Origin of the sequence: Fluviispira multicolorata (genome assembly GCF_009208585.1) — a bacterium.
GTDB classification, from domain to species: Bacteria; Bdellovibrionota_B; Oligoflexia; order Silvanigrellales; family Silvanigrellaceae; genus Silvanigrella; species Silvanigrella multicolorata.
Window position 1 is genome coordinate 556,814 of sequence record NZ_WFLN01000005.1, and the last position, 26,766, is coordinate 583,579.

Consider the following 26,766-nt stretch of genomic DNA (forward strand, 5'->3'; position numbering starts at 1 on the left):
ATATGGTCTCCAAAAAGTGTTTACAATAACGGTTTCGTTAGAGAAGTTAAATCTTTCACGCCAATTAAGTCAAGTTCGTCTATCTTTTTTAATAAATTAATCTGTTCTGCATTTGGGTTCCCCATAATAACAAGCACAGGTACAATTTCTGAAGAGGATAGTTTTTTAAGTGTTTCATTTAATGCATTTGCATAATGCTGTTTTTCAAGTTTTGCTAAAGTAAATTCAATAGGATTTACACTGGGCAACTGACCTTTTATCACCTGTGACATGATTTCATCACTTTTGTTAAAAACAGTGGATTCACTGGCAAGCATTCTATTAATGAGTGAAGTTCTAGAGTTGTCCAGTTCATCTTGGGAAATACCGTCTTTAATAAATTTATTCCATGTTTGAGTGGCTAATTTAATAGCTTCGGCTAGGCGTTCATTTGGACTTTGAAAATTAAGATTAAACACTCCAACATCTGTATTTGGAAAAAGCAATGTATCATTAAAATAAGCATGAGGTGAATAGCTGATACCCGAATCTGCGCGCATTGCTTTAGAGAAGCGATCATTCCCTATGACTCCGCCTGTAGAAGAAAATATTTCTTCTAATAAATCGAATTGAGTGGTTTCTATAGAGTTAAGTTTGCCTAATTTAGGGTAATAATAACGTAACGAAATATTACATTGAGTCATATCAGGTTTTGTAATTATTTCTGTGCGAATTTTCTTAGAATTGCTTTCATTCATTTTACGAGATGGATACCAAGTTTTTATAGATGGTTCCAAATATGGAATTTTCCCTATAAATTGTCTTAATGAGTCAAAATCTTTTTGTGAGAAAGAGCCTGAGATAGAAACATTTAAACCATTCCGTGTGATTGTTTTTGCATAAATATTTTTGATTTGATCGTAAGTTACTTTATTAACGACGCTTGGGGATGAGCGCTCAATTGCTTTTGCTATATAATGATCTTTTCCAAAAGCGAGAGCGGTTGCTTCAAGATCGACAAAGCGAAACTGTTTATCCAATGTATTGCTGTCGATTAAGTTTTTAAAAGAGTCAATGGCTTGTTGCTTCCAAAGGTCAAGAGCATTTTTTTCAAACTTTGGTTTTAATACCATATTATTTATGAGTGCAAGTAAGCGAGGGAAGTCTTGTGACAAGGCATCGGCTGTGATGACGAATTGTCCATAAGGGGTAACGCTTGTACGGATATTTATTCCATATTCAGTCGTATAATTTTGAATTTGGTCGAAATTGAGATCGCCAAATCCTCCTAAAGTAATAAGATCTGCAAATGCTCCAAACGCAGTTCTTTCAACTTGTGGAAAAGTATAAACTCCACCTGGAAAAATAAAAGTTAATTTAAATTTTAAAGCAGATGTGCTGTGCAGACTGTATATTGCAGCGCCTCCATCGACAGGAGTTCGAGTGTAGTTAACGCTGGGCCATTTGATGGAACGCCAATCGAGTTGTAAGGGTTTTACAACAACGCTAGGCCGTTTACTTTGTAAAGAGTCTTGGGCAAATGAATTTGTAAAAAAGCTACATGATAATATGAATAAAGTTAAATTTTTTTTCATGATTTGTTTCCTTATTAATTGCTTTTTTGAAATTCAGCAAACATATCAGCACAGCTATGGGCTTCGTTTGGAGTTACTATTCCAGTGATGTAATATTTTTGAGGTGAAATATTTTCATGAACCCATTGTCTTAAATTTTCTGTTGTTATCGATTGAATAATTTTTTCGGCTTGTCCAGATGCATTAAAATCTTTTAAGAAAAAATAATTATCAAGTACTGTATTTGTGAGTGCAGTCATGCGTTCTGCTGTATCGGCATTTGAAACAGCAAGTTGTTTTAAAATCTGCCTTTTAATTTTTTCACTGACAGGTTTATTTAAAACTTCTTGAACTCCTTTTTGCCAGAACTGAACAACAGATTCATATTTCTGTTCTTTTGTCAGAGAAAAATTAACGACAAATGGATTGTTTTGATCTTGCCAATATGTTTTATAAAAACTTAAATCAGTTGCAAGTTTATCTTTTACGAGTCTACGTTCAAATGTTCCATTGGGATGATCATCAAGCATAGCTTGAAAAACTAAAGAATAAGTTAGTGATTTTAAAGTACCTTGAGCAGCGGGATAGACAATTTTAAATCTTTTATTAAAGACAGGTGCGCTGCAAATAAATTTTTTACCAAAATCTCTTGTAAAATAATCTGTAGGATATTTTTCTTGTTGATGAGAAACTTTACCTTGCCAATTACCAAAATATTTTTGCACTAAATTCACTACATTTTTTTGTTCGAAGGGTCCACCTACAATCATAGTGGTATTGTCTGGTGTATAATAATTTTCATAAAAACTTTTTGCGGCTGCAATACTCATATTTTCGACGTCATTTTTCGAGCCAATGGTCATCCACTCCATAGGAGTTTCTCGTTCCGTAATGGCACGTATAAATTCATTGCTTCTTTGCAAAGGATCGTTTTCAACCCGTAATTTTCTTTCAGAAATAACAGCTCCTTTTTCTATAGAAAAATAAGGTTCTGCTAAATCGAGGTGTATGAAACGATCGGCTTCAAGCTTTAACATTGTTTCTAATGCAGGACCTGGGAAAGTTGAATAATAAGTCACAAAAGAATCACTTGTACCTGCATTCCCGCTTCCACCCACCGCATTTATAACTCGGTCATAATTTCCTTCGAGAGTGTCTTTTGTTTTGCGAAACATCATATGTTCAAAAAAGTGAGCTAATCCAGTTGTTCCTTTATGCTCACGATTGCTTCCAGCATTTAGAATAAAATGAACTGTTGCAATTGGATTTCTATTGTCGGGAACAACAATAAGTTTTAATCCATTATTTAATATATATTGATGCGCTTGTATGGTTGACCCAGGAATAATAGATGTGGATTGAATAAGTTTAGTATCAATTGCTACAACATGATTAATATTATTAGATATAGAGTGTTTTATTTTAGTATCATCTACTTTCGCATGAGCGATTATAGGAAATAAATTTAACACCGCTAGAGAATAATTTTTTACAAAAAAGTAAAAAATATTCTTGCGCTTCTGTTTAATATTTAAATTGCGCATATTTAATTAATCCTTTCTGATATATTTTTGAGCATATTCTCTTACGCCAGCTTCAGCAAGAATATGGAAAGTACGGACAAGGCGTATGTCCTCTGGAGGGAACTCATCGAGCTTTGCATAAATGATGCCTTTCCCACTTTGTTTTAGAATTTTTGAGATGTGTTGGGAAGGGGGATGATTAGAAATAAATAAAATACTTTTATGCTCTGTAGATAAGGCTCCTGCTAATATTAAACATTCTGTTGAATTTTGTGCATAATGTGAAATAAATGGATTTCCCCAAGGATTTTCCATCGCGCTTGGCAGTGGTATCACTGCAAATCCACCGAATTCACTTTTAGCAATTCCAGGGCCAATAAGATTATCCTTAAAAGGAGTTGCGTAAAACATGAGGTTGCTATCATCATGCTGTTCTGCTAACCAAAAAGATTTCCATGAGTATAAGTTATCTTTTTGGGAGTCTGCAAAACTAAACACAACGGCACCAATATCTGCCTTTCCAACATTGAGTAGATCTTTAATTATTATTTTTTCTTTATGCCAATTGCGTATTGTTTCTCGTAAATCGAGACCATCACAAAAATCGGCTTGTAATTCTCTAAAGACAATTTCTTGTGAACGAATTTTTTCGTTCATATTCTTTTTTACATTTGCAGCTAATCTTTCCATGAAAATATCTTCACTGGGAAATGAGCAGGAATAGGGATGATCTTCATTGACCCAGGTATTATCAGCGTACTTGTCTTCATTGACTGGCACGGGTTTATAAAATTTTTTTATTTTATCTACTGACTTTAATTTTGCTTTTTTAAAGGTTTTTTTACTTTGCAGAGTTTCAAATTTTTGAATGCTAATTTTTGCTGTATTTTTTATAAAATGATTTAAAGGAAAATCAACCACTGGTAAAGCTGCCACAAAATTAGGGTTTGTAGGATAGTCTTTGCATTCTTTTAAGAATTCAAAGGCAAAGTTTGAATCTATGACAGCGCTTGCTGACAGAAGGAGATCGAAGGTATTTGGAAAGATCATATTTCGATCTTTGGCCAGCCTATAAACAAAGCGAAAATAATCTCTTTCTTGACTCGCATTTATTTTAAACTTTGTCCATTCTGCATATCTATCAGAAGTTCGTATGAATGCTTGAGCAAAACTATGTCTTGCGAAATCAAGCCAACTGGTTATTTTCTCATTTAATTTAAGGAGATCATTGGCAAAGAAACTAGGAAGATTTATATAATCAGATGCTGTTTCTTTAGAAGGTTGACACAGTAAAAGATTATTTGCATTATTTTTATCTTGATTTTTCTTGATTTGAACAACTTTTTTGCTGAATATATTATTAAACTCTGTTTTATTTTTAATAATTTTTAATGTATTTTCAATTTTTTTAAAAAGTTCAATTCCACAAATAATGAGAATTGGTTTTGAATTATGAGCAATAATATGTTGTATTGTTTTATAGACAGCTTTTTCTAATTTTTTATGAATGAAGTTATGTGTGTCGTTATCAAATGAAAATACTTCATACATTTTTAGCTGTAACCAAGTCAGACTTGCACCTGAAAGTTGTAATTCAGAAGGAATGTTAAAGTTTTGATAGGGAGACATTTTATTTAAAATTTGCCATTGCAAATATGTTTCAATTCCTCCAATACAATGGACAGAGCTAGTATTTTTAGATAATTTGTTGAGTAAAAAGCGGCGAGAGTCAAGAGATTCTATAAATACAACCGGATTATTTTGAATTTGATTAACGAGACTGTCATTGCTTTCAATATAAGCATTTTGATCAACTGTTTTATGAGTTGCAAGAGAAACGCAACTTGGAAAACTTTTTATGATCTGTGTGATAATTTCTGAACCTTCTTCAGGCCAATCAACTAATATTTGCATATTTTTTGGGAGAAAAATTTCTGCTTCTTCTGGCAAATTTTTAAGAATGCAATTTTCTTGTAAACTGCTCCCCATGATCGGTAAAAAAGTAACATTGCAATGAGGTATAAACTTTTCAAGCAATGCAGAATGAATTTTGCCAACTGTATATTCCCAACCTAAGAAACTTTCTTCATTTTTAAATTTTTCCAGAAGATTTTTATCAAATTCAAAAAAATAATTTTCTGATATTTGTATTTTTTTATCTAAATTTTTTTGCTTCATAATCATACAGGTCTTAAATTTGGACGGGAAGACGGATTGTTTTCATTTTGCATTTGCTCGTCCGGTGGAAAATACTTCAGTGCTTCTTCTCCTAAAATTGAATATACACTGGTTTTTAAAGCTTTGGGTAGAGTTAATTCTTTATTAAGGGAACGAAGCCGTTGTGCATATTTAGCAATTTGAATTCCATCACGAACAGAATATGATTCATCATATTTATGGGCAATGGATAAAAAACTCACGAGTAAAGTTAAAAGATTTTCTTCAATATACGGAACTGCATAGCGTACAATACGTGCTTCTGTTTCGATATCTGCAAAATCAAGAAAAATTTGAGGATTGAGTCGGCTTTGTATGTATTCGGGAAGATCATAAACACTTGAATCATCATTCATCGTTGTAACAAAACGAAATTCTTTATGTGCATGCAAACGAATGCCTGCAATGACAGAATCAACGTAACGGCGATGATCGAGCAATGAGGCTAGACTTGCCCAACTTTTTTCGGACATTCTGTTACCTTCGTCTAATATACAGACGCCTCCAACTAACATTGCTGTTACGAGCGGGCTTGCAACATAGGAAATTTGTTTTCCTTCAGTTATAACTGGAGTGATAATAAGATCGTCAGGACGTGTGTCGCTGGTTCCTTGCATGAGGTAAACAGGAAAGTTGAGTTCACGAGCAACTGCGACTGCTAAAGTGGTTTTTCCAACTCCTGGTTTTCCAACAAGGCGAGGGTTCATGGGAAGGTCATCATCGGAAAGACGTAACCAAGAAGCTCTAAGCTGATGTGAAGCAAGATCATTGCCCATCCAATTAGCGTCCACTTCATATTCTTTTGCAAGGCGTACAGTAATATTACCAATTTGAATTAGTTCTTGATTTTTATTGAAATCAGTCTTTGTCATTTTTCGTCCTTTCCCAAATCAGGGTCATTTTGAGATTACCTGAAGTTTATGTGAGTGGAAAGCAAGTGCGGCACTCCATTTAAATAAATGCTTAAATTAAAATTGGTATCTTATGAAATGTGTCAAATTTTAAATAATAGATTTTATAAAAAATTGTAGCATTAATAGAAGATAATTAAAATATATTATTAGATATTCAATGATCCGCAAAAGGAGTCTTATCAGTGTATTTGAAAATATTTTATTATACTATTTTTATTTATATAATCCTATTTGTTTCAATAGAGGAAAATAAGGCATATTCATATGAATTAATGGCTGAGGGTGGTTACTCTAAAGTAAAATTAGGAGGAACAAGCCTTACGGGAGAAAATGCAAGTTTAAGGTGTTATTTTTATCCGGGGTCTTCTGATACATTTATGCTTTTATTAGGTGCTGGCGCACGTGCTGAAATGACACATGCTTCTTCGTCAGATACTACCAATGGTAATTCTTCTTCTATAATAAGCAAATATAAAGTGATTCAATTGGGTGGGGATATCGGTTTTAAAATAGTTCCTACAAATTGGTTAAATTTATATGCAGTTGTCTCTATAAATATTTCACCATTTGCAGCTTATGAAAATGATATTGCAGTTAATGGAAGTTCTGGGCAGGCCAATCCTACTGTGAATTCAGATTATAATATTGGAGCAAGTTTTAAAGCATCTATTAACTTAACAAATAATTTTGCAATTGGAGCAAGTTTCTTTCTTGCACGGGGTGTGGCAGACTACGGAAATTCTAGTTATAATGGCGTTATGCTTTCTGGTTCTTCTGGCGGTTATAGTATATTAAATTTTAATGCAATTATTTCATATTTATTTTATTAAAATAATTATTTTTTCCCATAATTGATATTGTAATTATTATTATTTAAAAATATGGATAGAATTTAATTTTATATATGAATAGACATTTTCTTTTTTATAAGCAATAATTTCAAATATATTTTTATCTAAAATTCATAGGATTAATTTTATGAGCAGAATTCTGTTAATTACATATGGATCATACGGGGACTTACATCCATATATTGGAATGGGAAAAGCATTATTAGCCGCAGGACATGAAGTGACACTTATTTCTCATTTACAATATAAAGAAAATGTTGAAAAATTTGGCCTTAAATTTATAGCTATGCGCCCAAGTGAAGAAGATTTTATTGCAAATATAAACTGGGCGGAAAAAGCTCATAATCCTAATACAGGCACTCAATATTTTATAAAAGAATTAATATTACCTTATCTTGAAGAAAGTTTTCAATTATTAGAAAAAGAAATTCCTAAATATGATCTTGTAATCCCTCACTTTTTGACTTTTGCTGCTCCCTTAGTTGCTGATAAATACAAAGTTCCATGGCTTTCATGTCTTTTGCAGCCTTCAGCAATTTTTTCTGTATATGACCCACCTTATATAGGTAATTTAAAATATTTAAGTTACTTTAAATTTTTAGGACCACGGTTTTTAAATTTAATTCATCCATTTTTATTTCGCAATTGGCATGAAGTATTATCTCCAGTGAATGAATTGCGCTTAAAACTAGGTCAACCTAAATTAAGTCATAAACAGCATTTTGGAGAGTTCTCACAAAAAGGTATTATTGCTCTTTTCCCTAAGGAGTTTGCTAATAAACAATCTGATTGGCCACAGGGTATCCATCAACTAGGATTTCCACTCTTTGATCAAGAGAGTTCTGCGACAATCTCAAATGAAACACAAAAATTTTTAGATAAGGGTGAGGCACCCGTTGTTTTTACATTGGGATCAACAGTTGTACGTTCATCAAATAGTTTTTATGAAAATGCATATGAAGCCGTAAAAGAAATTGGCCTGCGCGCTATATTTTTAGTTGGAAAAACTCCAAATAGAGTTCCTATCGCAGCATATAAGGATTCAGGAATTCATATTTCAGATTATGAACCTTTTTCTGCACTCTTTTCACATTGCTCCGTTGTTGTTCATCAATGCGGAATAGGAACTACGGGTCAGGCTTTAGCTGCGGCAAAACCTCAAATATTGATCCCATTTTCACATGATCAACCAGATAATGCACGAAGAATTGTTAATTTAGGGATTGGTTTAACAATTCCAGCAGATTCATTAAGTAAAAGAAAATTAACAAGTGCAATTCGTAAAGTAATCCGTAACTCTTCATTTAAAATAAAAGCAGAGAAAATTGCACAAGAAATTGAATTTAATGGTTTTAATAATCGATTTGTAGATGTCATTAATAAATTTCTTAAGAATAAGTAGGGCATTTTCTCAAATAATGAAGAAGATGATTATTTAGATTGCTTGCAGATTCGGCAAATTATTTATAATATTTATTTTATATATATATTTTATTATTTTAACAAAATAAATTAAAATAAAGTAAAAACTTTGCAATTAAATTAATATTAATTTGGTATTAATTATTATTAATAAAATACATTTGACATAAGTTTGATAGTTTTGCTATTAAAAAAATTCCATAACCATTTTTTATGGACGGTTATTTTTTTTTACTTTAGAAAAAATTCGAAACTCAGTTCTAAAAATATTTCTAAATTTTTTATGTGAAAAATTTTTAGTTTTAATGTTTCTATTACAAATTAAAATTTTGAAGTTAAAATAAACCGCTACTTTAGTAAATGAAATGACTTGTCGGAATAAAGCAAAAAGGAATAATTTATGTATGAATCTGTTTCAAGTCTTCCTCATTATGTGGAAAATGTACCAAGTAACGGGAAAAGGCCTGTTTTTCAAAATTGGGCTCCCGTTTTATTAAGGACACCAAACACTCAAAGTCCATTAAGGACTCCCAGCACTCCAGCTCCATTAAGAAAGACATCAACTTCTTCTAGTTTACTTAGTATTCCAGATTTAGGTATTTCATTTCCATTCAACAGTGGGGCAGATCCATGTCTATTTCGAAGTTCACAACCATACTATGGTGGTTCTCATGATTCATATCAAATGTATACTGAAGAAACGATAAATATACTTAAAACAGCTAAAATTAAAAGAATTTTAAGTTTGAATTATGAAAAAGCAAATACTCCTTTTTTAGCTAAAAATAAAATTGAATTTCATCATTTAAAAGTAAAAGATTTTTGCGCCCCTAAAGTCAGTGAGATTATAAACGCATGTAAATACTTAGAAAAAACCCCTAAAGGCGAAGCAGCACTGGTTTACTGTGGTTTTGGGCAAGGGCGTACAGGAATGATGATTACTGCCTTTCAAATTTATTATAATTATTTAGCTTGTTCTACTTTAAGTGATTTAAATGCTCTGCCTAATATAGTAAATGAATTTATTAAAAACTCCACAGCAGAAAAAGACAGTCAAGAAAAAACTTTAAAAGAATTATTTGATTATTTGTATAAGAAAGGGGCATCTAAAGGTAAAAACTGTTTGAAGTTTTGGAAACTTATATAAGACAGTTAAAAGCATTTATGTCATAATAATATTCTACTTATTTAGGCATCAAACAATTTTTATTTGCTTGTGTGACCAAGCGAGCGCAATCGACTGCTGCTGCTCAATCGGCTGCGAATATGAGCCGCTTTGTCTGAATATCCAGGTTTACCCATGAGAGCAAACATATTATTTTTATAATCCTCAACGCCTGGTTGATCAAATGGATTGATTCCTCTCGCATATCCACCCACACCACAAGCAAACATATTTATGTACATCCAGTACCCAAGCCACCATGCGTTTAATTCTGGCAATTCCCAAATGAGGGTGGGTACTTTTCCATCGGAATGAGCTAAGAAAGTTCCTTGTTGAGCTTCATTTTGAACATTTGAAAGATCGATGCCTGTGAGAAAATCAAAACCATCTTTTAAGGAAGGGTCAGGTATTTTAATTTTTCTTTTTAAGGATCCTTTTGTTAAAGAATATTCATCACCAATTTTTAAATGAGTTGCAAATAAATGGCGTTCACCTTCTTGAAAATACTGACCAAGAGAATGTAAATCGGTTGTGAAATTAGCGCTTGCGGGAAATATACCTGTGTTTTCTTTTCCATCGCTTTCACCAAAAAGTTGTTTCCACCATTCTGCTATTCCTTTTGCCTTTGGTGTCCAAGTGCAAAAAGATTCTATTTTATATTTATTTGCATATAAAATATTACGAACTCCTGCATAGCAAAGTGCTGGATTTGTTTCGAGTGAATGATTTTTTTCTGAAGTGCTGTCTGCAAATGCTTGTTGTGCACCTGCTACAAATTCAGTTACGTTAACTCCTGCGATTGCTAAAGGTAACAAACCAACAGGTGTAAAAATTGAATAGCGCCCACCAATATTTTTAGGGATTGGAAAATGTGGGTAGTTATTTTCCTTGGCAATTTTTAAGAGTGTCCCATCATTTGGATCTGTGATTGCAAAGATTCGATGACTCGCTTCTTCACTGCCAAAACGATCATCAATATATTGTTTTAAAACACGAAATGCTAAGGCAGGCTCGGTTGTTCCTCCAGATTTAGAAACTACGATAAGGCTGGGGGAGTAGGAGTCAAGAGCATCAAGAAGTTCGGAAAGTTCATCTATAGCAATATGATGGCCAGCCCAGAATAAAAGAGGGCGTCGGTGAAGGGTTTCCTGATTTACAATTGCAAAAGAATGAGTCAATGCTTCATAGACAGCTTTTGTGCCAAGTAAACTGCCACCAATACCGACAACAACAACGGCATCGGAGTGATTGCAAATTGTGTCGATATGTTTTTTGATTGATCCTAATACGGATTGGGATTCTTCTTTTACATAATCAACCCAACCTGTGAACTCTGGGCTTTTTCCTTTACCTGAAACGAGGGCTTTTTTTGCAGCAATAAGGTTATTTGCTTCACTGGCTAGATGTTTTTCTATAGGAAAAACATCGTGTACTTTTGTCCAGTCTAAAACTAGTCTTTTTTCTTGTGTCATGTTGTCGCTCTCCTAAAATAAAACGTCACAATCCCTTTCATCTTTCACATAGACTTTGTTAATTTGCAATGGGATAGAGCTTAAGTCTTGAGATATATTTATATTAAAAAATCGAATAAATAAATTCAAATGATAAGCTTTAAGATTTTTATAATAATTGATAATTTGTAAATCGTATAATTATTAAGTACATTGTATATTGCCAGAAGTGTAACTTTAAAATAAAGGAAATATCATGCAAAAATATTTTTCAAATTACTCTCCATCAACAGGAAATAAAATTTGTGAAATCGAAATTACAAGCGAGCAAGCTCTTGATAATATCATTCGTAAAGCGCAGTCCGCATTTAAAATCTGGTCAAGAATGAGTGGTTTAGAAAGAGGGAAAATATTAAATAAAGCTGCTCGCATAATCCGTGAACGGAGTTTCGAAATTGCACAACTTGAAGTTCTTGACAGTGGTAAGCCTATTACAGAGGCGCTTGAAGTTGATGTTCCCACATCGGCTGATGCTTTAGAGTATTTTGCAGGAATAGCTCCGAGTGTGCAGGGGGAGCATATTCAATTAGGAAAATCTTTTGCCTACACAAGAAGAGAACCTCTTGGTATTTGTGCAGGAATTGGTGCCTGGAATTACCCCTTTCAAATCGCTTGTTGGAAATCAGCTCCAGCTCTAGCATGTGGAAATGTAATGATATTTAAGCCATCTGAATTGACTCCCATGAATGCAAATAAATTAGAGCAAATTTATTTGGAAGCAGGAGTTCCTGAAGGTGTCTTTCAAGTTGTTCAAGGCGGCCGTGAGGTTGGAGAAATGTTGTCTTTGCATCCTGAAATTAGAAAAATATCTTTAACGGGTTCAATTCCAACCGGTAAACGAATTATGGAAAACTCTGCTAAGAGTTTAAAACATGTTAGTTTAGAACTTGGGGGAAAATCACCTCTTATTATTTTTGATGATTTTGATTTTGACAGGGCCAGTTCTATTGCAATTCTTGCAAATTTCTACACTCAAGGTGAAATTTGTTGTAATGGGACACGTGTTTTTGTTCATAAAAAAATTAAAGAAAAATTTATAGAAAGTTTATTAAGTAAAGTTGAAAAAATTAAAGTGGGGGATCCTTTTGACTCAAATACACAAATGGGTTCATTAATAAGCAAACAACATTTACAAAGAGTATTAAGTTACATTGAATCTGGTAAAGAAGAAGGGGCAACCTTGTTATGTGGTGGAACACAGCCGGAATGGAGCCCAAGTCAAATTAAATTTGCAAATGGAAATTTCATTTTGCCGACAGTATTTACAAATTGTCATGATGAAATGAAAATTGTTAAAGAAGAAATATTTGGACCCGTTATGTCAATTCTCGAATTTGAAGATGAAAATGAAGTTATTCAAAGAGCTAATAATACAGAATATGGGTTAGCTGCTGGTGTTTTAACACATAATATTAAGAGAGCCCATCGTGTGATTGAAAATTTACAAGCAGGAATGTGTTGGATAAATAACTATAATATCTCTCCAGTTGAAGTTCCATTTGGAGGTATGAAAGGTTCTGGTTTTGGTCGAGAAAATGGTTTAGCCGCTATTGAGTGTTACACTCAATTAAAAACTGTTTATGTTGAAATGGATGATTAGTCTACTAAGCGCTTTTTAAATAGAAGAGCAAGAAAATAACATGAAATAAATTATATTAATTTATTTCATGTTATTTTAATTTTTTAATAAAAAATATACATCATTAATAAAAAAATATTATTTTCAATTTATAAATTTCTATAAAATAATTCCTTATTTGATTCTTGACAATAAAATTCGATAATTATATATTCGCAAATTATTACTATACCTTTGCTTATAAAAATTCAATTTTGAAAAGGCTTTGTTTTATGATAAAACTAAAGAAATCTATTTTGCTTAGTTCTCTAATTTTAATCACGGCATGTCAAAAGTCTGATAAGGATATTTCAAATGATTTACTAAATCAGCTAAATAAAACAAATATACCAGTGAACGAAAATGACAAAAAGTGGGGCTTGCCAGAATTAACTTTAGAAGAGAAAAAAAATCTCATTTCCTCTGTTCAAATTGTCTTTAATGACTACTATGTTAATCGAAATCAAAAGAAAAAAGAATTTAATTATGATGCAATTATTGAAGCGAATAAATTAAATGAAAGCATGGATTCTGCAACATTACTTAAAAACACAATGAGTATATTTTTTAATATTAAAGATTTGCACACTGGTTTTATTTATCCTGTTCCAGCTCGTTGCTATACAGGTGGTTTTCCATTGACCGTCGGGTTAGCTTATGAAAATAACCAAGAAAAGCTAATTATTTCTGCAAAACTTTTAAAAGAATTAAATCCAAAAATCGCCAATGAAAAGGAAATAGACGATTATAAAGCCATTGAGGCAGGCGACGAAATTCTGACCATAAGAAATGTTGGTATTGAAGGTTTTGAAAATCAAGAAATATATGCAAATAATGCACTTAATTTAGTAGGTGCAGTTGGGCGTGGAGCCAATCCAGAAGCATTTAACAGTCGAGCAGCTCAGAGATTTTTTTCTCGAAGCGGTCGTTATATAAAAATTCCTGAAGGAAAATTTACATTAAAAGTAAAGAAGGTTTCGGATGGGCGTATTGTTAGTTATACTTTTCCATGGCTTTCCTACTTTTCTAATGAAGTTATTTGTGCAGATTATGCTGCTAGTAAGAAAAATAAAGGAAGAGAAAAGCAAAATGATTTATTAGAATCTAACAATAATGCTATTACCAATAATAAAAAAGTTGAAGAGTTTTTTGTCAAAGATTTTTATACTGTTGGCTCGAATAGTGGAAATATTCAGAAAAAAATTGTACAATTTAAGAACAAAAGTTTTGCTGTTATTCGTTTAAATATGTTTATTCCTGATGGAAATTTTGATTATTCAGATTACTTAACTGCACGTGAATACATAAATTCTGAAGTAAATGACATAAGAAATTTTATTGAGCAAAATAAAAATAATATTGATGGAGTTCTCTTTGATGTACGGAGCAATGGTGGAGGTTTTGGAAGCTTTCCACAACTGATTGCAAATGCATTTACGCATCAATTTGTCTCAAATATGAGCGTTCGCCCTATTGTTTCAAAAGTAAATCGAGATACCTTTTATAATTTAGAAATGGCTCGTTACTTTTCAAGATTAAATACAGTTGATCCTTTGGCAAAACCAATGCTCAGTACTGTAGAAGAAATGGATAAGTATTTAAATGACATTGCATATGAAGATCAAATTAAAAATAGGAATTTAATACTTGCTCCAGCCGATCGGTATGATGGTGATGAAAATGATGCTTTGCCTGACACTTATAAAAAAGATACAACAGATATTTTAAAGCCAATTTTAACTGATAAACCAATTGCAGTCCTGTCAAATAGCAATTGCTATTCAGCTTGCGATGTCTTTGTTTCTTTATTTAAAGACTATAAAATTGCAAAAATATTTGGAACAATGAAACAGACAGGTGGTGGTGGTGCAAATGTTATTGAATGGGGAGACTTTTTAAAACCCGTTGTAATTGATGCAAATGGAACAAAATCCTCTATTATTCCTAACGGAAAACCTTTGCCCCGTGGAAGTGAAATTCGTTTTGCTTGGAACAAAATTTTCCGTCACAATGCTGCAAATGAAAAAGAACGCTATATTGAAGGCTCTGGGGTGCTGTCAGATTTTGTTTACAGACAGACAAGTGATGATGTTTTAAATAATGATCGTCTCGTTTTCCAAAAAATATTTGCAGATATGGCTGATGAAAAAAATAGCAAGGGCTTTTATTTAAATCGATGAGTATTTTTCTCAATAATTTAGAGAAATATTTTTGATATTAAAATTATGAAATAATAATTCTGCTAAATAATAAAAAGATCTTGGTTTTAATACCAAGATCTTTTTATTAAATATAACAGAAAATTATATCAAAATAATTAATTATTATTTTGTGGAAGCAATACATGTGAGCAGTTTGGACAAAACTCTACAGATTTTCCACGGGCAATATTATTTAGAATTTGCGGAGATAGGCCAATGCGGCAATTGCCACAAGCTCTTTCAATAACACGACAAATAGGGCCATTTGGATTGCGAGTGATTTTAGAAACGCGCATATAGTGCTGCGCAATGCGATCATCAAGACGTGACAAATAAGAATCACGTACTTTATTGATTTCATTTAAACGGCCAGCGGAATTATTCTCTGCTTCTTGAGCTTTTTTGCGTTCACCTTCGGATGCACTGATAGATGCTGACAATTCTGTTTCAGCTTTTTGAAAGACAGCTTTTGACTGTTCAATACGACTTTCGGTTTCGTCGGCACGACGTTGAGTTTCGCGAATATCGCGCTCTACATGGTCAAGCTCACGTTTGAGTCCACGGTGATCATCGTCATTTTTAGCAGCAAATAAACGTGCAGAACGTTCTGCTTTACGTTCATCGAGGTCATCGAGTTTTTTGTAAAGACGACGGAGTTCAGCTTCGTGGAAAACCATGTCTGTGCGTGTTTTTGCAATAATTTCCTCGCTGATACGAGATTTTTTAGCAAGTTCAGAAAGTTCTTTTTGAGCAACACGCTGGTCTTGAGTGACGAGTCCAGAGTCGATGTCTAAACGATAGAGTTGTTCAATGATTTCATAATTTGGGTTCAAAGGGAATCTCCTTGTGAGATAAAATAGAGCAACTGTTGTATGTAACATAAGGCATTTGTTCTTTCAATGCCTTTTGTGTCTAATATTAGAGCCCACTTACCAAACGTGCCGATATTAAATTTGGGAGTTTACGAAGTCCAGCAATCACTTCGCTTTCGAGTTCTCCATCAATACGGATAAGACTCATAGCCATTCCCCCACGCCGATTGCGAGAAAGTTCAAACTGAGCAATGTTAACATTGTTCTTTGCCAAATAGGATCCAACATCACCAATCACACCCGGTCTGTCATGATTTTGCATAACTATGAGGTCGCTATCAAGTTCGATTTCAAAAAGAAAATCGTTAATTGAACTCAATCTTACGTATTTTCCATCATAGATGACTGCGCCAACCGAGATTTTTTCATTTGTTCCATTGCCAAAAACTTCAAATAAAAGTTCATTTTTAGTTGATGTAGAAGGCATTATATCTATTTCAAATTTTAAACCTTTGCGGGTGAGGAGTCTTTCCGCATTTACATAAGAAACAAATTCATCAGAAGCGTGTGATAAAAAACCCTTAATGCTAGAAAGTTTTAAAACTTGTAGATCTTCTTTATTGATATTTGCTTTTATAGAGAGCTTTAAAAGTGCTGGTTGAAAGTCAAATATTTGGGCACCAAAGCGAGAAACTTTTTCAGATAGGACTGAGAAAACTCTGAGATCATTTGTGCCAAGTAAAGAAACATGCGGCAGATTTACAGGATAGTCGACAATTTCTCCTCGCAGTGCTTTTAGAACTTGGATGGCAATTGTTTCACCAATTCGGTATTGTGCTTCGGCTGTGCTTGCTCCGATATGGGGTGTCACAATGACGTTTGGATGTTTGATAAGTTCTTGTAATGGCTTTGGTTCATTATCGAATGTGTCAACCGCTGCTCCTACAACATAGCCTTCATTTAAAACTTCAAGAAGGGCTTTTTCAGAAACAATTCCACCTCGTGCAGCATTTAATACAATTCCACCTTTACGCATTTTTTTAAGTTCAACAGTGGAGACCATTCCTTTTGTTTCTTTATTAAGAGGAACGTGAACTGAAAGTATATCGCATTCTGCTAGTAATTCTTCTAATGTATTCTTACGTTCTGCATGGTTTTTACGAAATACATCTTCAGAAATATAAGGGTCATAAGCTATCACACGCATGTCAAAACCCTTTGCAAAGCGTGCCACGCGGTGTCCAACATTCCCAAGTCCAACTAAACCTATGGTTTTACCCCCAAGTTCAGTTCCTGAAAATTTGTGACGATTCCAGCCTCCAGCGCTGGTGCTGAGATGGGCTTGAGGAATTTTACGGACAAGGGCAAGCAACAGGCCAAAAGTTAGTTCAGCAGCTGAATTGGTATTTTTACCTGGAGTATTGACAACAAGAATACCCATTTCGGTTGCGAGATCACAGTCGATATTGCCGTAACCAACAGCAGCACGGGCAACCACACTGAGTTTTTTTGCTTTTCGCAAAAGTTCAGCATCAACATCGGTTTCGGAGCGACTGATGAGAACATTTGTGTCCTCAATTTCTTTTAAAATAACATCGCGAGGAGCATCTGGAAGATAGACGATATTAAGTGACTCAGAAACAGTAAGCTCAGGCGGTTGCTGGTTTAATAGCTTGAGGGCTATCTCATGGAGTTTACCTGTAATAAGAATCTTAACTGCCTTTTCCATCTGTATTTTTCCTATGGCTTAAGTTAAATGAGAATGTAAACTCTCACCTAATTTTGAGAGTATTTTAGCTGGCGTACCATAATCCACGAGTTGACCATTGCCAAGTACAACTACATTATCCGCATTTTTTAACGTTTCGAGCCTATGGGCAATTATAATGACCGTTTTATGTGCAAAAGCTTTTTTTAAGGTTTCTTGAATGAGGCCTTCTGTTTCCATATCTACGCTTGCGGTTGCTTCATCCATGAGAATTATTTTAGCGTTGCTTAAAATGGCACGTGCCATACAAATGAGTTGGCGTTGACCAACAGAAAAATTATGTCCTCTTTCTGTTAAAATATAATTAAGTCTATTTGGAAGAGTTTCAATATAATCTTTTAATTGAACTTCTTTTAAAGCTTCCCACATTTGATCTTCAGTATATTTGCCAGTTCTATCTAAGTTGTATTTTAAAGTACCAGAAAAGAGATGAGGTTCTTGTGGGACAATTGCAAATGCACTTCGAGCTTCTTCAAGTGGAAGTTGAGTAATATCTATTCCATCAATTAATATGCGACCTGTGTGTAAATAAAGCATTCTAAAAAAGGCTTGAAATAATGTGCTTTTCCCTGCGCCTGTTCTACCAATAATGCCTGTTTTTTTTCCAGCTTCAAATCGTAATGATAAATTATTTATAACGATTGGTAAGTCTTTTCTATATGAAGCTTGAATATTTTCAAGTATGATTTCTCCCTCTTGAGGCCAGTCATTTTTTAAAGATTTTATTGTTACTTTATGTTCGATGTGCTCGCTTGGTAAACTTTTATATTCAATAACACGCTCAACAGATACCATTTTTGATTCAATCATAGAAAGACTGCGGGTGAGCCATTGCATTGTTGCATCAAGACCAATAGTTAAACTCATTAGAAAACCAGCTTCACCCACGCCAATTTTTTCATTTGCGACAAGAAAAACGGCAACTAATGTAACTGATAAACCAAAGCACTCTGAGATTATTTTAAGACGTAAATTTAGCCATCGCAACATTCTACTTTGTAGTAAAACGGATTTTGCATAATCATTTGAAATATGGATCAATCGATTATAAAAATTTTTACTTTTCCCATAAGCTCGAATGGTTTGATAACCAACAACGGTTTCAGTAAATAAACTCCAAATGGGTGTTTCAAGGACTTTAGTATATCGTTGTACTTCACGCGATGCAGTTTTAAATAAATTTTGCACAGCATAATAAAAATATATGCATGGAATAACAGAAATAATTGCACTTGGAGCTTGAAAAATGACTATGAATGACACAATTAAGAGTTCTATAATTGAGCATATAATGTCAGTGAATATATTAGGAATTTCATCTTTAAGCTGAATATAATCACCACTAAATCGCCTAATAAGTCTACCAGTCGGGTTTTCATCTATAAAAGTGACACGAACGTTTGAAAAACTTTCAACCATTTGATTGTGTAAAATACGTGCGCCATTGGCTAAAAATCCTATTAATACAAGCCAACTGATTGCTCGTAAAAGAATGGCTGCTAGACAAAATAAGAAAAAGAAAAGTGTTAAATGAAATGCATTGGCACTCTGTAACCAAATTCGAATTACATTTTTTAATTGAGTTGGATCTCCGCATGAAATAAGATTACAATCCGTTGTCCATAAAGAAACAATATAGCGAAATCCACTTTCTCCTAGACTTGTTAAAACAAGAAGGATTAATATAAGAGGCACAAAAAGAGCAAGCAATTGCATTGCAGCAATATATCGGGAATAAACTCCCAATCCAATTGTTCCTGTTTGTCTTTCTTCTTGTGCAATAAAATTAATTTTTTCGGTCATTTTCATTTAATCCTAAAATGAATTGATTGAGTCTTGAATTTATATTTTCTTTTAGTTCTTTGTAAGTGCCTATTTCTGATATTTTCCCATTGTCTAAAAATATAATCTCATCTGTATATTTCAAAAAATCTAAGCGATGAGTTGACCAAATAACCGTTTTCTCTTTTCCCCATTCACCTTGAAAGATATTTTGAGCAAGTTCCTTTTCAGTTTTTACATCAACAGCGCTTAAAGGATCATCCAAAAAAATAAGTGATGAATTTGCAAACGAACTTCTAGATAAACTGATTCTTTGTTTTTGACCGCCAGATAAATTAACTCCTCTTTCTCCAATTTCTGTGTCAATTCCATGGGAAAATCCTTTTAAATCAGCATGGAAACTAGCAACATAAAGTGAATTCATAATTGCATTTTCATTTTCATAATTTTCATCAATATACTTATATTTAAGCGGAATATTTTCTCGAATAGAGCTACTAATTATAAATGCTTCTTGTGGGACATAGCTTTGAATGGATCTTAAAAGTTGTAATCCAATAGAGGTGTGTACATTTCCAGTTATAGAATTTATTTTATATTGACTATCATTAATGTGAATAAAAAATAAAACTTCTCCTGAATTTGGAATAATATCACCCATGAGAACTTGAATAAGCAATGATTTACCGCTTGCAACTGGACCAATTATTGCAAGAGTTTTTTTTGCAGGAATTTCAATGTTTATATCTTTTAATACGTATGGTTCATTTTCTGAAAATCGGAGTGAAACATTTTTTATTGAAAAAGAAATTGATATTTCGTCAGTTACTTTTTTATTGATGATTTTATCAATAAGTTTTATTTCTTCTTCACTATATTCTATACTATTTTCTAAATTAAACTCTTCTTCTTGGATTCTCATTTTATAAAAAGACTTTAATCTGCGTGAAGCAACTAAAGCTTGTGACCAGGCATTGACAAACCATGGCAATGGAGTGATTTGTTGACCTAAAATACTTGATAACCAAATGGCTGCAAAAATGGTAGAAGCACTTTTTTGTCCATTAAAATAAACAATTCCTGCAAAAATAGCACTGCTAACCACCATCCACCAATTAAGAGTTAGAGCAAATGCGAAACAATATTTAACTGTAATTTTTATATCCTGTATGAATTCAGAAAGGGTTGCTTGATTTATTTCTTCTTTAAAATATTTTCCCCAGCCAAAGTAACGAATCAGCCGCATCCCTTGAATCCATTCCGTGATAAGTTGTAATCTTTTGTCACCTCGTTTCATCATTTCTTCGTGTAGAATATTTCCAATCCAAGAAAAGAAAAGTGAAAGAGGAATTTGTATACAAATAACAGCAAAGCCAATCCAAGCAACGTTCCCAAGAATTGAGATCATTAAAATTAAGACAAGTGCACAGGAAACAATTAGAACTGGAATATCAACAAGTGCATGTGCAAGAAAATTTCCTAAAAATCTTGAATCATTTTGTGCAAGATTTGTAATATCTCCTGATTGATATTGAGATCGATCCCTTTTACTGATTCTAAGAAGTTGTAAATAGAGTGATTGCATAAGTTTAAAAGGTATACGCCAGGAAAGGAGCATTTCTTTTTCAATTTTTTGGGCATGTAAACTTGCAGCTAAAATTTTTAAAAGAAAGATCACGACAGCAAGAGCTATAGTAAAAATAAGAGTTTGATTTGGAGTGGATTCATGATAAAAAAGATTTATCAATTTGAAATTTGAGGATGACTTTTCAAAACTTCTTAAAAGCTGAATGGCTGCTAAAGCAGAAATTAATGAAGTTATGACATCTGTAATATGAATGCAAAACATATATACAAATTGTTTTCTTTCATATTTTATAAGAGCTTTAAAAGGGGATTGTCTTAGATCCTTGAGTGATGTTTCAAAGTCGGGATAATCGTCTCCTTTTGCCAAAGTATCATTGATAAAAGGAACAGATTTTAAGTCTGATTTATCGATAGAATGCTTTGCTAGTTTTTTCATGACGGGTGTGACATCTGAAAACGAAAACTTTTGCCACAACGTAGTTTTTTGACTATTCAAGATAGGACCTCAATTTTTTGTTGGGAGATTCTCTGTGAATTTATTTTTTGATTTGGATTATATATCATCTCTTGTTTTAAAAATTGAGCATGGAAATGTATCTTATGCAGAGCATTCCTATTTGCAAAAAGTTATTGCAGCTCAAACAGTGATCAATGAATATCAAAAAGATAATAATATAGTCTTTCAAAAAATTTATCTAAGATATTATAGCTGGCTTTCTTTAAATTGGCAAAAGAATTCAAATAGTCCAAGAGAAAAAACAGATCATTTCTTATTAAAGAATGCTTTAGAGAAAAGACAATCAATCTTAATGCCTAAAAAAGATAATATTTATCAAAAACCACTTAATCATTTTTCAGTTTTATTAGAATTAGCGCGAATTTGGAATCAACCTTTAAAACAAGAAAGAAATAGTATTCTTAATTTTTTAATGTTTTTCTTAGAAAGAGTTTATGGAATTCCAAAACAATATATTGATACCATTTTTTCATTATTGGAAGAGAGTTGGAAACCTATTCTTTCTCCCCTAGGCGTCTTACCCAATCGAAAGTTTTCTTTGCAAGAAATTGAAGAATACTTTTTTGGAAATAAATTAAAACCTGAGTACAGTGTGCAAGTTATTCCTAAAATTGATAGATATTTTTCAATCATTGGGAAAGAACATAGATGCCATTTATTTTTACCTAAATCTGAAAACTTTGATCTTTTTGAGGCGGCCTTAGTTATTCATGAATTTCAGCATTTATTAGATATAGATAATTATGAAAATATATTAATAGATAATAAGAAAGAAATTATGAAAGATGAGAGTTATTCTAAGTTTTATGAAAATCTTTTTCTTTCAGAAAAAAATGCTTTGAATGCAGAAAGAGTTTTTATCTTGGGTTTAGGTGCAGCCAAAAGAGGGAGATTCTGTTGGTTGGAATCCAATCTCTTTTATCCTATTCTATTATTAAAGTGTGAACTGAATAATTTGCTATATGGTGATAAAGCAACAATTGATTTTTCAGAAATGTGCTTAAAGCATGGAATGGAGCCATTGCCTTTGTCGGCATTGTTTGAGTGGGGAGCCCCCTTTCAACTAAGTGCTTATTGTGCAGCTGCTATGGATTTAGAGCAGGGGTGGCAAAAGTTTCTTCAATAAATGGAGTGAACAAAAACATATGGTAGATAAAACTTCTTCAAAAGATCTCAAACTGCCTTCCATGCCTGACACTGTTCGTGAATGCCTTGCGCAGATGTACAGTTTAGAAGCTGATCTTAATAAAATGGCGAACCTAATACAAAAAGATCCCGGTATCACAGCAAGTGTATTAAAGCTTGCGAATTCATCTATATACGGTGTAGGAAAGTCAACAAGTGATTTAAAAGTTGGAATAACTCGCATTGGCATGACCTCTTTAATGCAAATTTTAGTTAAGTACTCTGTAGAAAATCTTTTTAAATTTGATTCTTTTGATTTTTTTAATATTAAGGCCTTTACAAAACATGGTGCGTGGGTTTCCCAAGTAGCATTTGAGCTTGGTAAGGTTGTAAAAACTGCACAGATTACTGATCTATTAGTTGCGGGACTTTTTCATGATATCGGCTTACTTGTGCGAGCTATTTCAGATAAAGTACTTATGAAAAAAATAACAGAAACTTGTGTTTCTGAAAAAATTGATTTTAATTCAGCTGAAAAAAAATTAAAATTAGATGGCCATGAAGTTCTGGGAGCTGATCTGTTGAAGAACTGGCAATTTCCAGATGGAGTTATTTTATTGGTAAAAAATCATCATACAGAAGAAGCTTTTAGATCGAAGAACTTAACTAGCGAACAAAATAATTGCATTAGCGTACTCTGTTTATCAGATACAATTGCACATCGCTTTGGAAATGCATATTTAAATTATTATAGAGATACCCGTGTAAATTCAGTAGATTTAGATAAACTTGGGATTAGCAATCAAGAGGTTTCATCGGCTGTAAAATTAGCAACACAACATTTGCAACATTATTAAATCTAAAAGAGTTCTTTGGATGCAATGAAAAAATTAATCTTATTTTTAATTATTTTATTTTTACCATCAATATTAGCTGGGCTTGTTTTATATCGCTATTATCCATCAGATTCGAAAAATTTAATTGAAATATTAAAAGTGAAAATAGTTAAGCAATATCCTCCCCTAGAAATGTATATACAAATTGAAAGACCTCCCATTAAAAAGCCAATTTCTATAGAAAACTCTCCTAAGAGAGTTACTTTACCAAATGTCCCCATTTTTCTGAATTCAGATATCTATGAAGCAGTGTGTGGAGAAATCCCAAGGATAAATCTTTCACAAACATTTTCTGGATGCGCTTATTGTCCTAAGTATCTTGCAAAGGTTACAAATGATAATAATTTCCGATATTTTTCTTCTGTAAGGGGCTCGTTTTTACGAAAAGGAGAAGAAGAAGCAGTCATTTTTATGAAAGGTTGTGGTCGCAGTGATGACAATGGCTCTGTTCTTATCGTGCGAAAGGGTTTTGGAGGTTGGCGCAGAGAACAGCTTTTTCAAAATATTCTATTTGACTCACCTCCTCTTGAATTTAAAGATGAAGATGGTTTTTTTATTTTTGTTGGTAAGAGAACAAAAAGTACTCAGGTTGATGTGCACTCTGAGCTTATTTCTGTGCGCATTAATAAAAATGGCATGTCTGAAAAAATTCTTTTTTCTTCAGTTCTTGATACAGGTGAGAGATGTACTGAGATGTTGCAAATATCTTTTGAAAATCCTTTGAAAAAAAATTCAAAACAATTTGATTCTCAGATAGAGATATTAAGTTGTAAAAAAGGGTTTTTATCGGGTTCTTATATACTTCACTTTAATTTAAATGAGAACGATTTTAAACCAAATTTTGAAACATCAAAATTAATGACACGGATTGAAAAATATGGTGAGCTGAAATGAAAAATAAGTTGTTCATTACAGTCTTTACTATTTTGATTCATTCATCTTCTTATGCTCAGTATGCGAGCACGAATTTGTCTCCTAATATTGGTTTCACAGTCAGTGTATTAGGACCTATTTTTGGGGTATATTCTTTAGGTATTTCAACCTTTATTACATCTAATTTACAAGTTGGAATGACAGGAACTTATTATTCGACTCGGAATCTTGATCCTCAGGCAGAAGGTTGGCTTGCAGAATATAGAATGACCTATTATTTTTCTCAAATTAATAAAAATGGAATTTATTTGGCTCTTGCTGGTGGATTTGAATCTGTACAAATTAAAAAAGATTCAGGAAATTGGGAAAAATACGAAGATCCTATAGGTGGAATTATTCCTGGTTATCATTGGCTATTGACAAATAATTTGCATCTTTTAGCAGGATTAAATTTTGGTTATCAGTTTGGAACATATCAAATCACTCCAGAAATTGGATTTGTTTATTTCTTATAAATGACTCAATATTTTATTTTTTATAAATCTTTATTGTAATTAATTAAATAATAAAAAGATCAGATCTGCTTAATTTAAGCTAAGCAGATCTGATCTTTTTAAGTGACAATATTAAGAAATTAAGCTGACTTTTTCTTTTCTAAAAGGGAGGCTGTATTTTTATCAGACTCTGCTTTTGGTAGACACATTTTTTGAGATAGATAGAAAATAATAAGGCTAAATATACCAACAAGAATAAAATCTATTCCAAGTGGAATGTCTTGTGTTCCACCTATAAATGAACCGTAGTAAGAAAGAATACAGAAAATACCCATATATGGGAAGAGCCAAAGTGAACATTTATAGTCGAGTTTTGTTGCTATGTGTTCAACATCAAGTCTATTTCTATTTAAAAAATTCGTCACAACAAAAACAGCCAGTCCCGCTGTTACTGTCACAGCCAGTTTCCAAACAACATTCCAACCAGACCAGTAGATCATTAGGTTACAGACATAAAAAGCGAGAAATGACATAAATTGATAGTAGGGTAACTTAAAGGGTCTAAATCTTTCGGGTTGTTGTTTTCTAAGCGCAACAAGACAAATAGGGCCAACCGCAAAAGAAAAGACGAGTGCAGATGATAGGAAGGAAACAATAGATTTCCAGCCACTAAATGGAAGGAAAGCAAGCATTGACACAACTAAGTTTAAGAAAATGGCACGCATTGGAATACCTGATCTTGCAATTTTTCCAAAGAACTTTGGAGAGTTGCCTGACTGGCTCATAGTTTGAACGATACGTGCACTGGAGGCAACATAAAGCACACCTGTGCCCAGAGGAGAGATAATTGCATCAACATAGAGCACACTGACAAGCCAATAAATTCCAAGAGTTGCAGCTAATCCAGCAAGCGGACCTGCGTCACCTACGAAAGAGAGATTGTTCCAGCCGTTTGCAATTGCACTTTCTGGAAGTGCAGTGATGAATGAATATTGTAGACCACAATAAAGAACCATACAAATAAGAATAGAACCAACAAGGGCAAGAGGAATATCACGTTGTGGTTTTTTAGATTCGCCTGCTAAAAGAGCTGCATGTTGGAAACCACAGTAAGAATAAACAACACCTGCTAGAGCAACTGCAGATAAAATACCTGTGACTCCATAGGGAGCAAACTCTTGAGTTGAGGTCGCGCTGAGTCCCATATTTTCAGAGTTATGGGAAGTTATAAGAAACATAATGACAACAGCAAAAGGAACAATTAATTTCCAAACACTTATAATACTATTTGCATTAGCAAGGAATTTTGCACCAAAACTATTTAATAAAATAAGAATCAGCATAGTTCCAAAACAAATTGCAAATCCAAACGAAGTAAAAACAGTCACGCCATCTACTTTTTGAACAAGCGAAGGGAAGCGGTTGCCCATATAAAGCACTGTAGACTGAACTTCTTGAGAGATAGAGACCACATAAGTAATCCATGTGAGCCAGGTTAATATGAAACCAACAAGTTTACCATGAGTAAAAATTGGGAAAGCAGCAACGCCTCCAGATATAGGAAACATGGCACTTAATTCTGCAAATGTGAGTGCTAAAAACATGATACCAAAACCACCAATTAGCCAAGCAATTATAGCTCCAGGACCTGCCATTTGGGCTGCAAATAAAGAGCCAAATAGCCAGCCTGAACCTACAATCCCACCAAGACTGGCACACATTATTCCAAACCAGCCAATACTTCGTTTAAGTTTCACGGTTGACTTTCCCCTTCCGAACTTAAAATAATTTATAGTAAAGGATCTCTTAAAGGAAATACTGAAGATTCCCAAAGTAAAAACCCATTTTTAATTTTCATACCCTACTTATTTCTTTTTTGCTGGTTAGTCAAATATATAAAAATGATCGAATATTATCGTTTACGTATTTAAGATGAG

General features: G+C 33.1%; 19 protein-coding genes. 9 read left to right on the plus strand and 10 right to left on the minus strand.

Going from position 1 to position 26,766, the window contains the following annotated elements:
- Positions 1–20: 20 nt before the first annotated feature.
- The 4 genes from GCL57_RS05990 to GCL57_RS06005 are packed head-to-tail and all read right to left on the minus strand — an operon-like array spanning position 21 to position 6,165.
- A complete protein-coding gene (locus GCL57_RS05990; RefSeq protein ID WP_152212434.1) occupies positions 21–1,574 on the minus strand; it encodes a M16 family metallopeptidase in 1,554 nt (517 codons plus the stop codon).
- A 14-nt stretch (positions 1,575–1,588) separates the two neighbouring features.
- Complete coding sequence (locus GCL57_RS05995; RefSeq protein ID WP_152212435.1) at positions 1,589–3,097, minus strand: M16 family metallopeptidase; 1,509 nt, start codon at positions 3,095–3,097, stop codon at positions 1,589–1,591.
- 6 nt (positions 3,098–3,103) lie between these two features.
- On the minus strand, positions 3,104–5,254 hold the full coding sequence (locus tag GCL57_RS06000) for a hypothetical protein (RefSeq protein ID WP_152212436.1): 2,151 nt from the start codon (positions 5,252–5,254) through the stop codon (positions 3,104–3,106).
- Between the two features lie 2 nt (positions 5,255–5,256).
- A complete protein-coding gene (locus GCL57_RS06005) occupies positions 5,257–6,165 on the minus strand; it encodes an AAA family ATPase (protein ID WP_152212437.1) in 909 nt (302 codons plus the stop codon).
- Between the two features lie 224 nt (positions 6,166–6,389).
- Between GCL57_RS06005 and GCL57_RS06010 the strand changes: the two genes are divergently transcribed.
- The 3 genes from GCL57_RS06010 (at position 6,390) to GCL57_RS06020 (ending at position 9,627) form a co-directional block, all read left to right on the plus strand.
- Entirely contained in the window at positions 6,390–7,037 is a 648-nt protein-coding gene (locus GCL57_RS06010) for a hypothetical protein (protein WP_152212438.1), read from the plus strand.
- Between the two features lie 148 nt (positions 7,038–7,185).
- Entirely contained in the window at positions 7,186–8,460 is a 1,275-nt protein-coding gene (locus tag GCL57_RS06015; protein WP_152212439.1) for a glycosyltransferase, read from the plus strand.
- 420 nt (positions 8,461–8,880) lie between these two features.
- Entirely contained in the window at positions 8,881–9,627 is a 747-nt protein-coding gene (locus GCL57_RS06020) for a phosphatase domain-containing putative toxin (RefSeq protein ID WP_152212440.1), read from the plus strand.
- Positions 9,628–9,686: 59 nt separating this feature from the next.
- Here the strand turns inward: GCL57_RS06020 and GCL57_RS06025 are convergent, their stop codons facing one another.
- Positions 9,687–11,117 carry a glucose-6-phosphate isomerase gene (locus tag GCL57_RS06025; RefSeq protein ID WP_152212441.1) on the minus strand — a complete coding sequence of 477 codons (1,431 nt, stop codon included), beginning with the start codon at positions 11,115–11,117 and terminating at the stop codon, positions 9,687–9,689.
- 235 nt (positions 11,118–11,352) lie between these two features.
- Here GCL57_RS06025 and betB point away from each other — a divergent pair, with 235 nt between their 5' ends.
- Together betB and GCL57_RS06035 are read left to right on the plus strand one after the other, a co-directional pair.
- Positions 11,353–12,756, plus strand: a complete 1,404-nt coding sequence (gene betB / locus GCL57_RS06030; RefSeq protein ID WP_152212442.1) for a betaine-aldehyde dehydrogenase — start codon at positions 11,353–11,355, stop codon at positions 12,754–12,756.
- Positions 12,757–13,007: 251 nt separating this feature from the next.
- Complete coding sequence (locus tag GCL57_RS06035) at positions 13,008–14,954, plus strand: S41 family peptidase (protein ID WP_152212443.1); 1,947 nt, start codon at positions 13,008–13,010, stop codon at positions 14,952–14,954.
- Between the two features lie 137 nt (positions 14,955–15,091).
- Here GCL57_RS06035 and GCL57_RS06040 read toward each other — a convergent pair whose 3' ends face one another.
- From GCL57_RS06040 to GCL57_RS06055, 4 genes are all read right to left on the minus strand, one after another.
- The gene (locus GCL57_RS06040) at positions 15,092–15,808 is read right to left on the minus strand and encodes a zinc ribbon domain-containing protein (protein WP_161597627.1); all 717 of its coding nucleotides are present in this window, start codon (positions 15,806–15,808) and stop codon (positions 15,092–15,094) included.
- 85 nt (positions 15,809–15,893) lie between these two features.
- Positions 15,894–17,516 (minus strand): phosphoglycerate dehydrogenase, encoded by a 1,623-nt coding sequence (serA, locus tag GCL57_RS06045; RefSeq protein WP_152212445.1) that lies wholly within the window; start codon positions 17,514–17,516, stop codon positions 15,894–15,896.
- A gap of 18 nt (positions 17,517–17,534) precedes the next feature.
- Positions 17,535–19,358, minus strand: a complete 1,824-nt coding sequence (locus GCL57_RS06050; RefSeq protein WP_161597628.1) for an ABC transporter ATP-binding protein — start codon at positions 19,356–19,358, stop codon at positions 17,535–17,537.
- A complete protein-coding gene (locus GCL57_RS06055; RefSeq protein ID WP_152212447.1) occupies positions 19,342–21,420 on the minus strand; it encodes an ATP-binding cassette domain-containing protein in 2,079 nt (692 codons plus the stop codon). Before GCL57_RS06055 ends, GCL57_RS06050 begins: the two co-directional genes overlap by 17 nt.
- A gap of 34 nt (positions 21,421–21,454) precedes the next feature.
- Here GCL57_RS06055 and GCL57_RS06060 point away from each other — a divergent pair, with 34 nt between their 5' ends.
- From GCL57_RS06060 to GCL57_RS06075, 4 genes are read left to right on the plus strand one after another with little or no spacing between them, the layout of a single operon-like run.
- Positions 21,455–22,567 carry a hypothetical protein gene (locus tag GCL57_RS06060; RefSeq protein WP_152212448.1) on the plus strand — a complete coding sequence of 371 codons (1,113 nt, stop codon included), beginning with the start codon at positions 21,455–21,457 and terminating at the stop codon, positions 22,565–22,567.
- A gap of 19 nt (positions 22,568–22,586) precedes the next feature.
- The gene (locus GCL57_RS06065) at positions 22,587–23,423 is read left to right on the plus strand and encodes an HDOD domain-containing protein (RefSeq protein WP_152212449.1); all 837 of its coding nucleotides are present in this window, start codon (positions 22,587–22,589) and stop codon (positions 23,421–23,423) included.
- Between the two features lie 24 nt (positions 23,424–23,447).
- On the plus strand, positions 23,448–24,356 hold the full coding sequence (locus GCL57_RS06070) for a hypothetical protein (RefSeq protein WP_152212450.1): 909 nt from the start codon (positions 23,448–23,450) through the stop codon (positions 24,354–24,356).
- Positions 24,353–24,850 carry a DUF3575 domain-containing protein gene (locus tag GCL57_RS06075; RefSeq protein ID WP_152212451.1) on the plus strand — a complete coding sequence of 166 codons (498 nt, stop codon included), beginning with the start codon at positions 24,353–24,355 and terminating at the stop codon, positions 24,848–24,850. Before GCL57_RS06070 ends, GCL57_RS06075 begins: the two co-directional genes overlap by 4 nt.
- Positions 24,851–24,969: 119 nt before the next feature.
- On the opposite strand, the gene GCL57_RS06080 is transcribed toward GCL57_RS06075, so the two are convergent.
- Positions 24,970–26,586 (minus strand): APC family permease, encoded by a 1,617-nt coding sequence (locus GCL57_RS06080; protein WP_152212452.1) that lies wholly within the window; start codon positions 26,584–26,586, stop codon positions 24,970–24,972.
- Positions 26,587–26,766 lie beyond the last annotated feature (180 nt).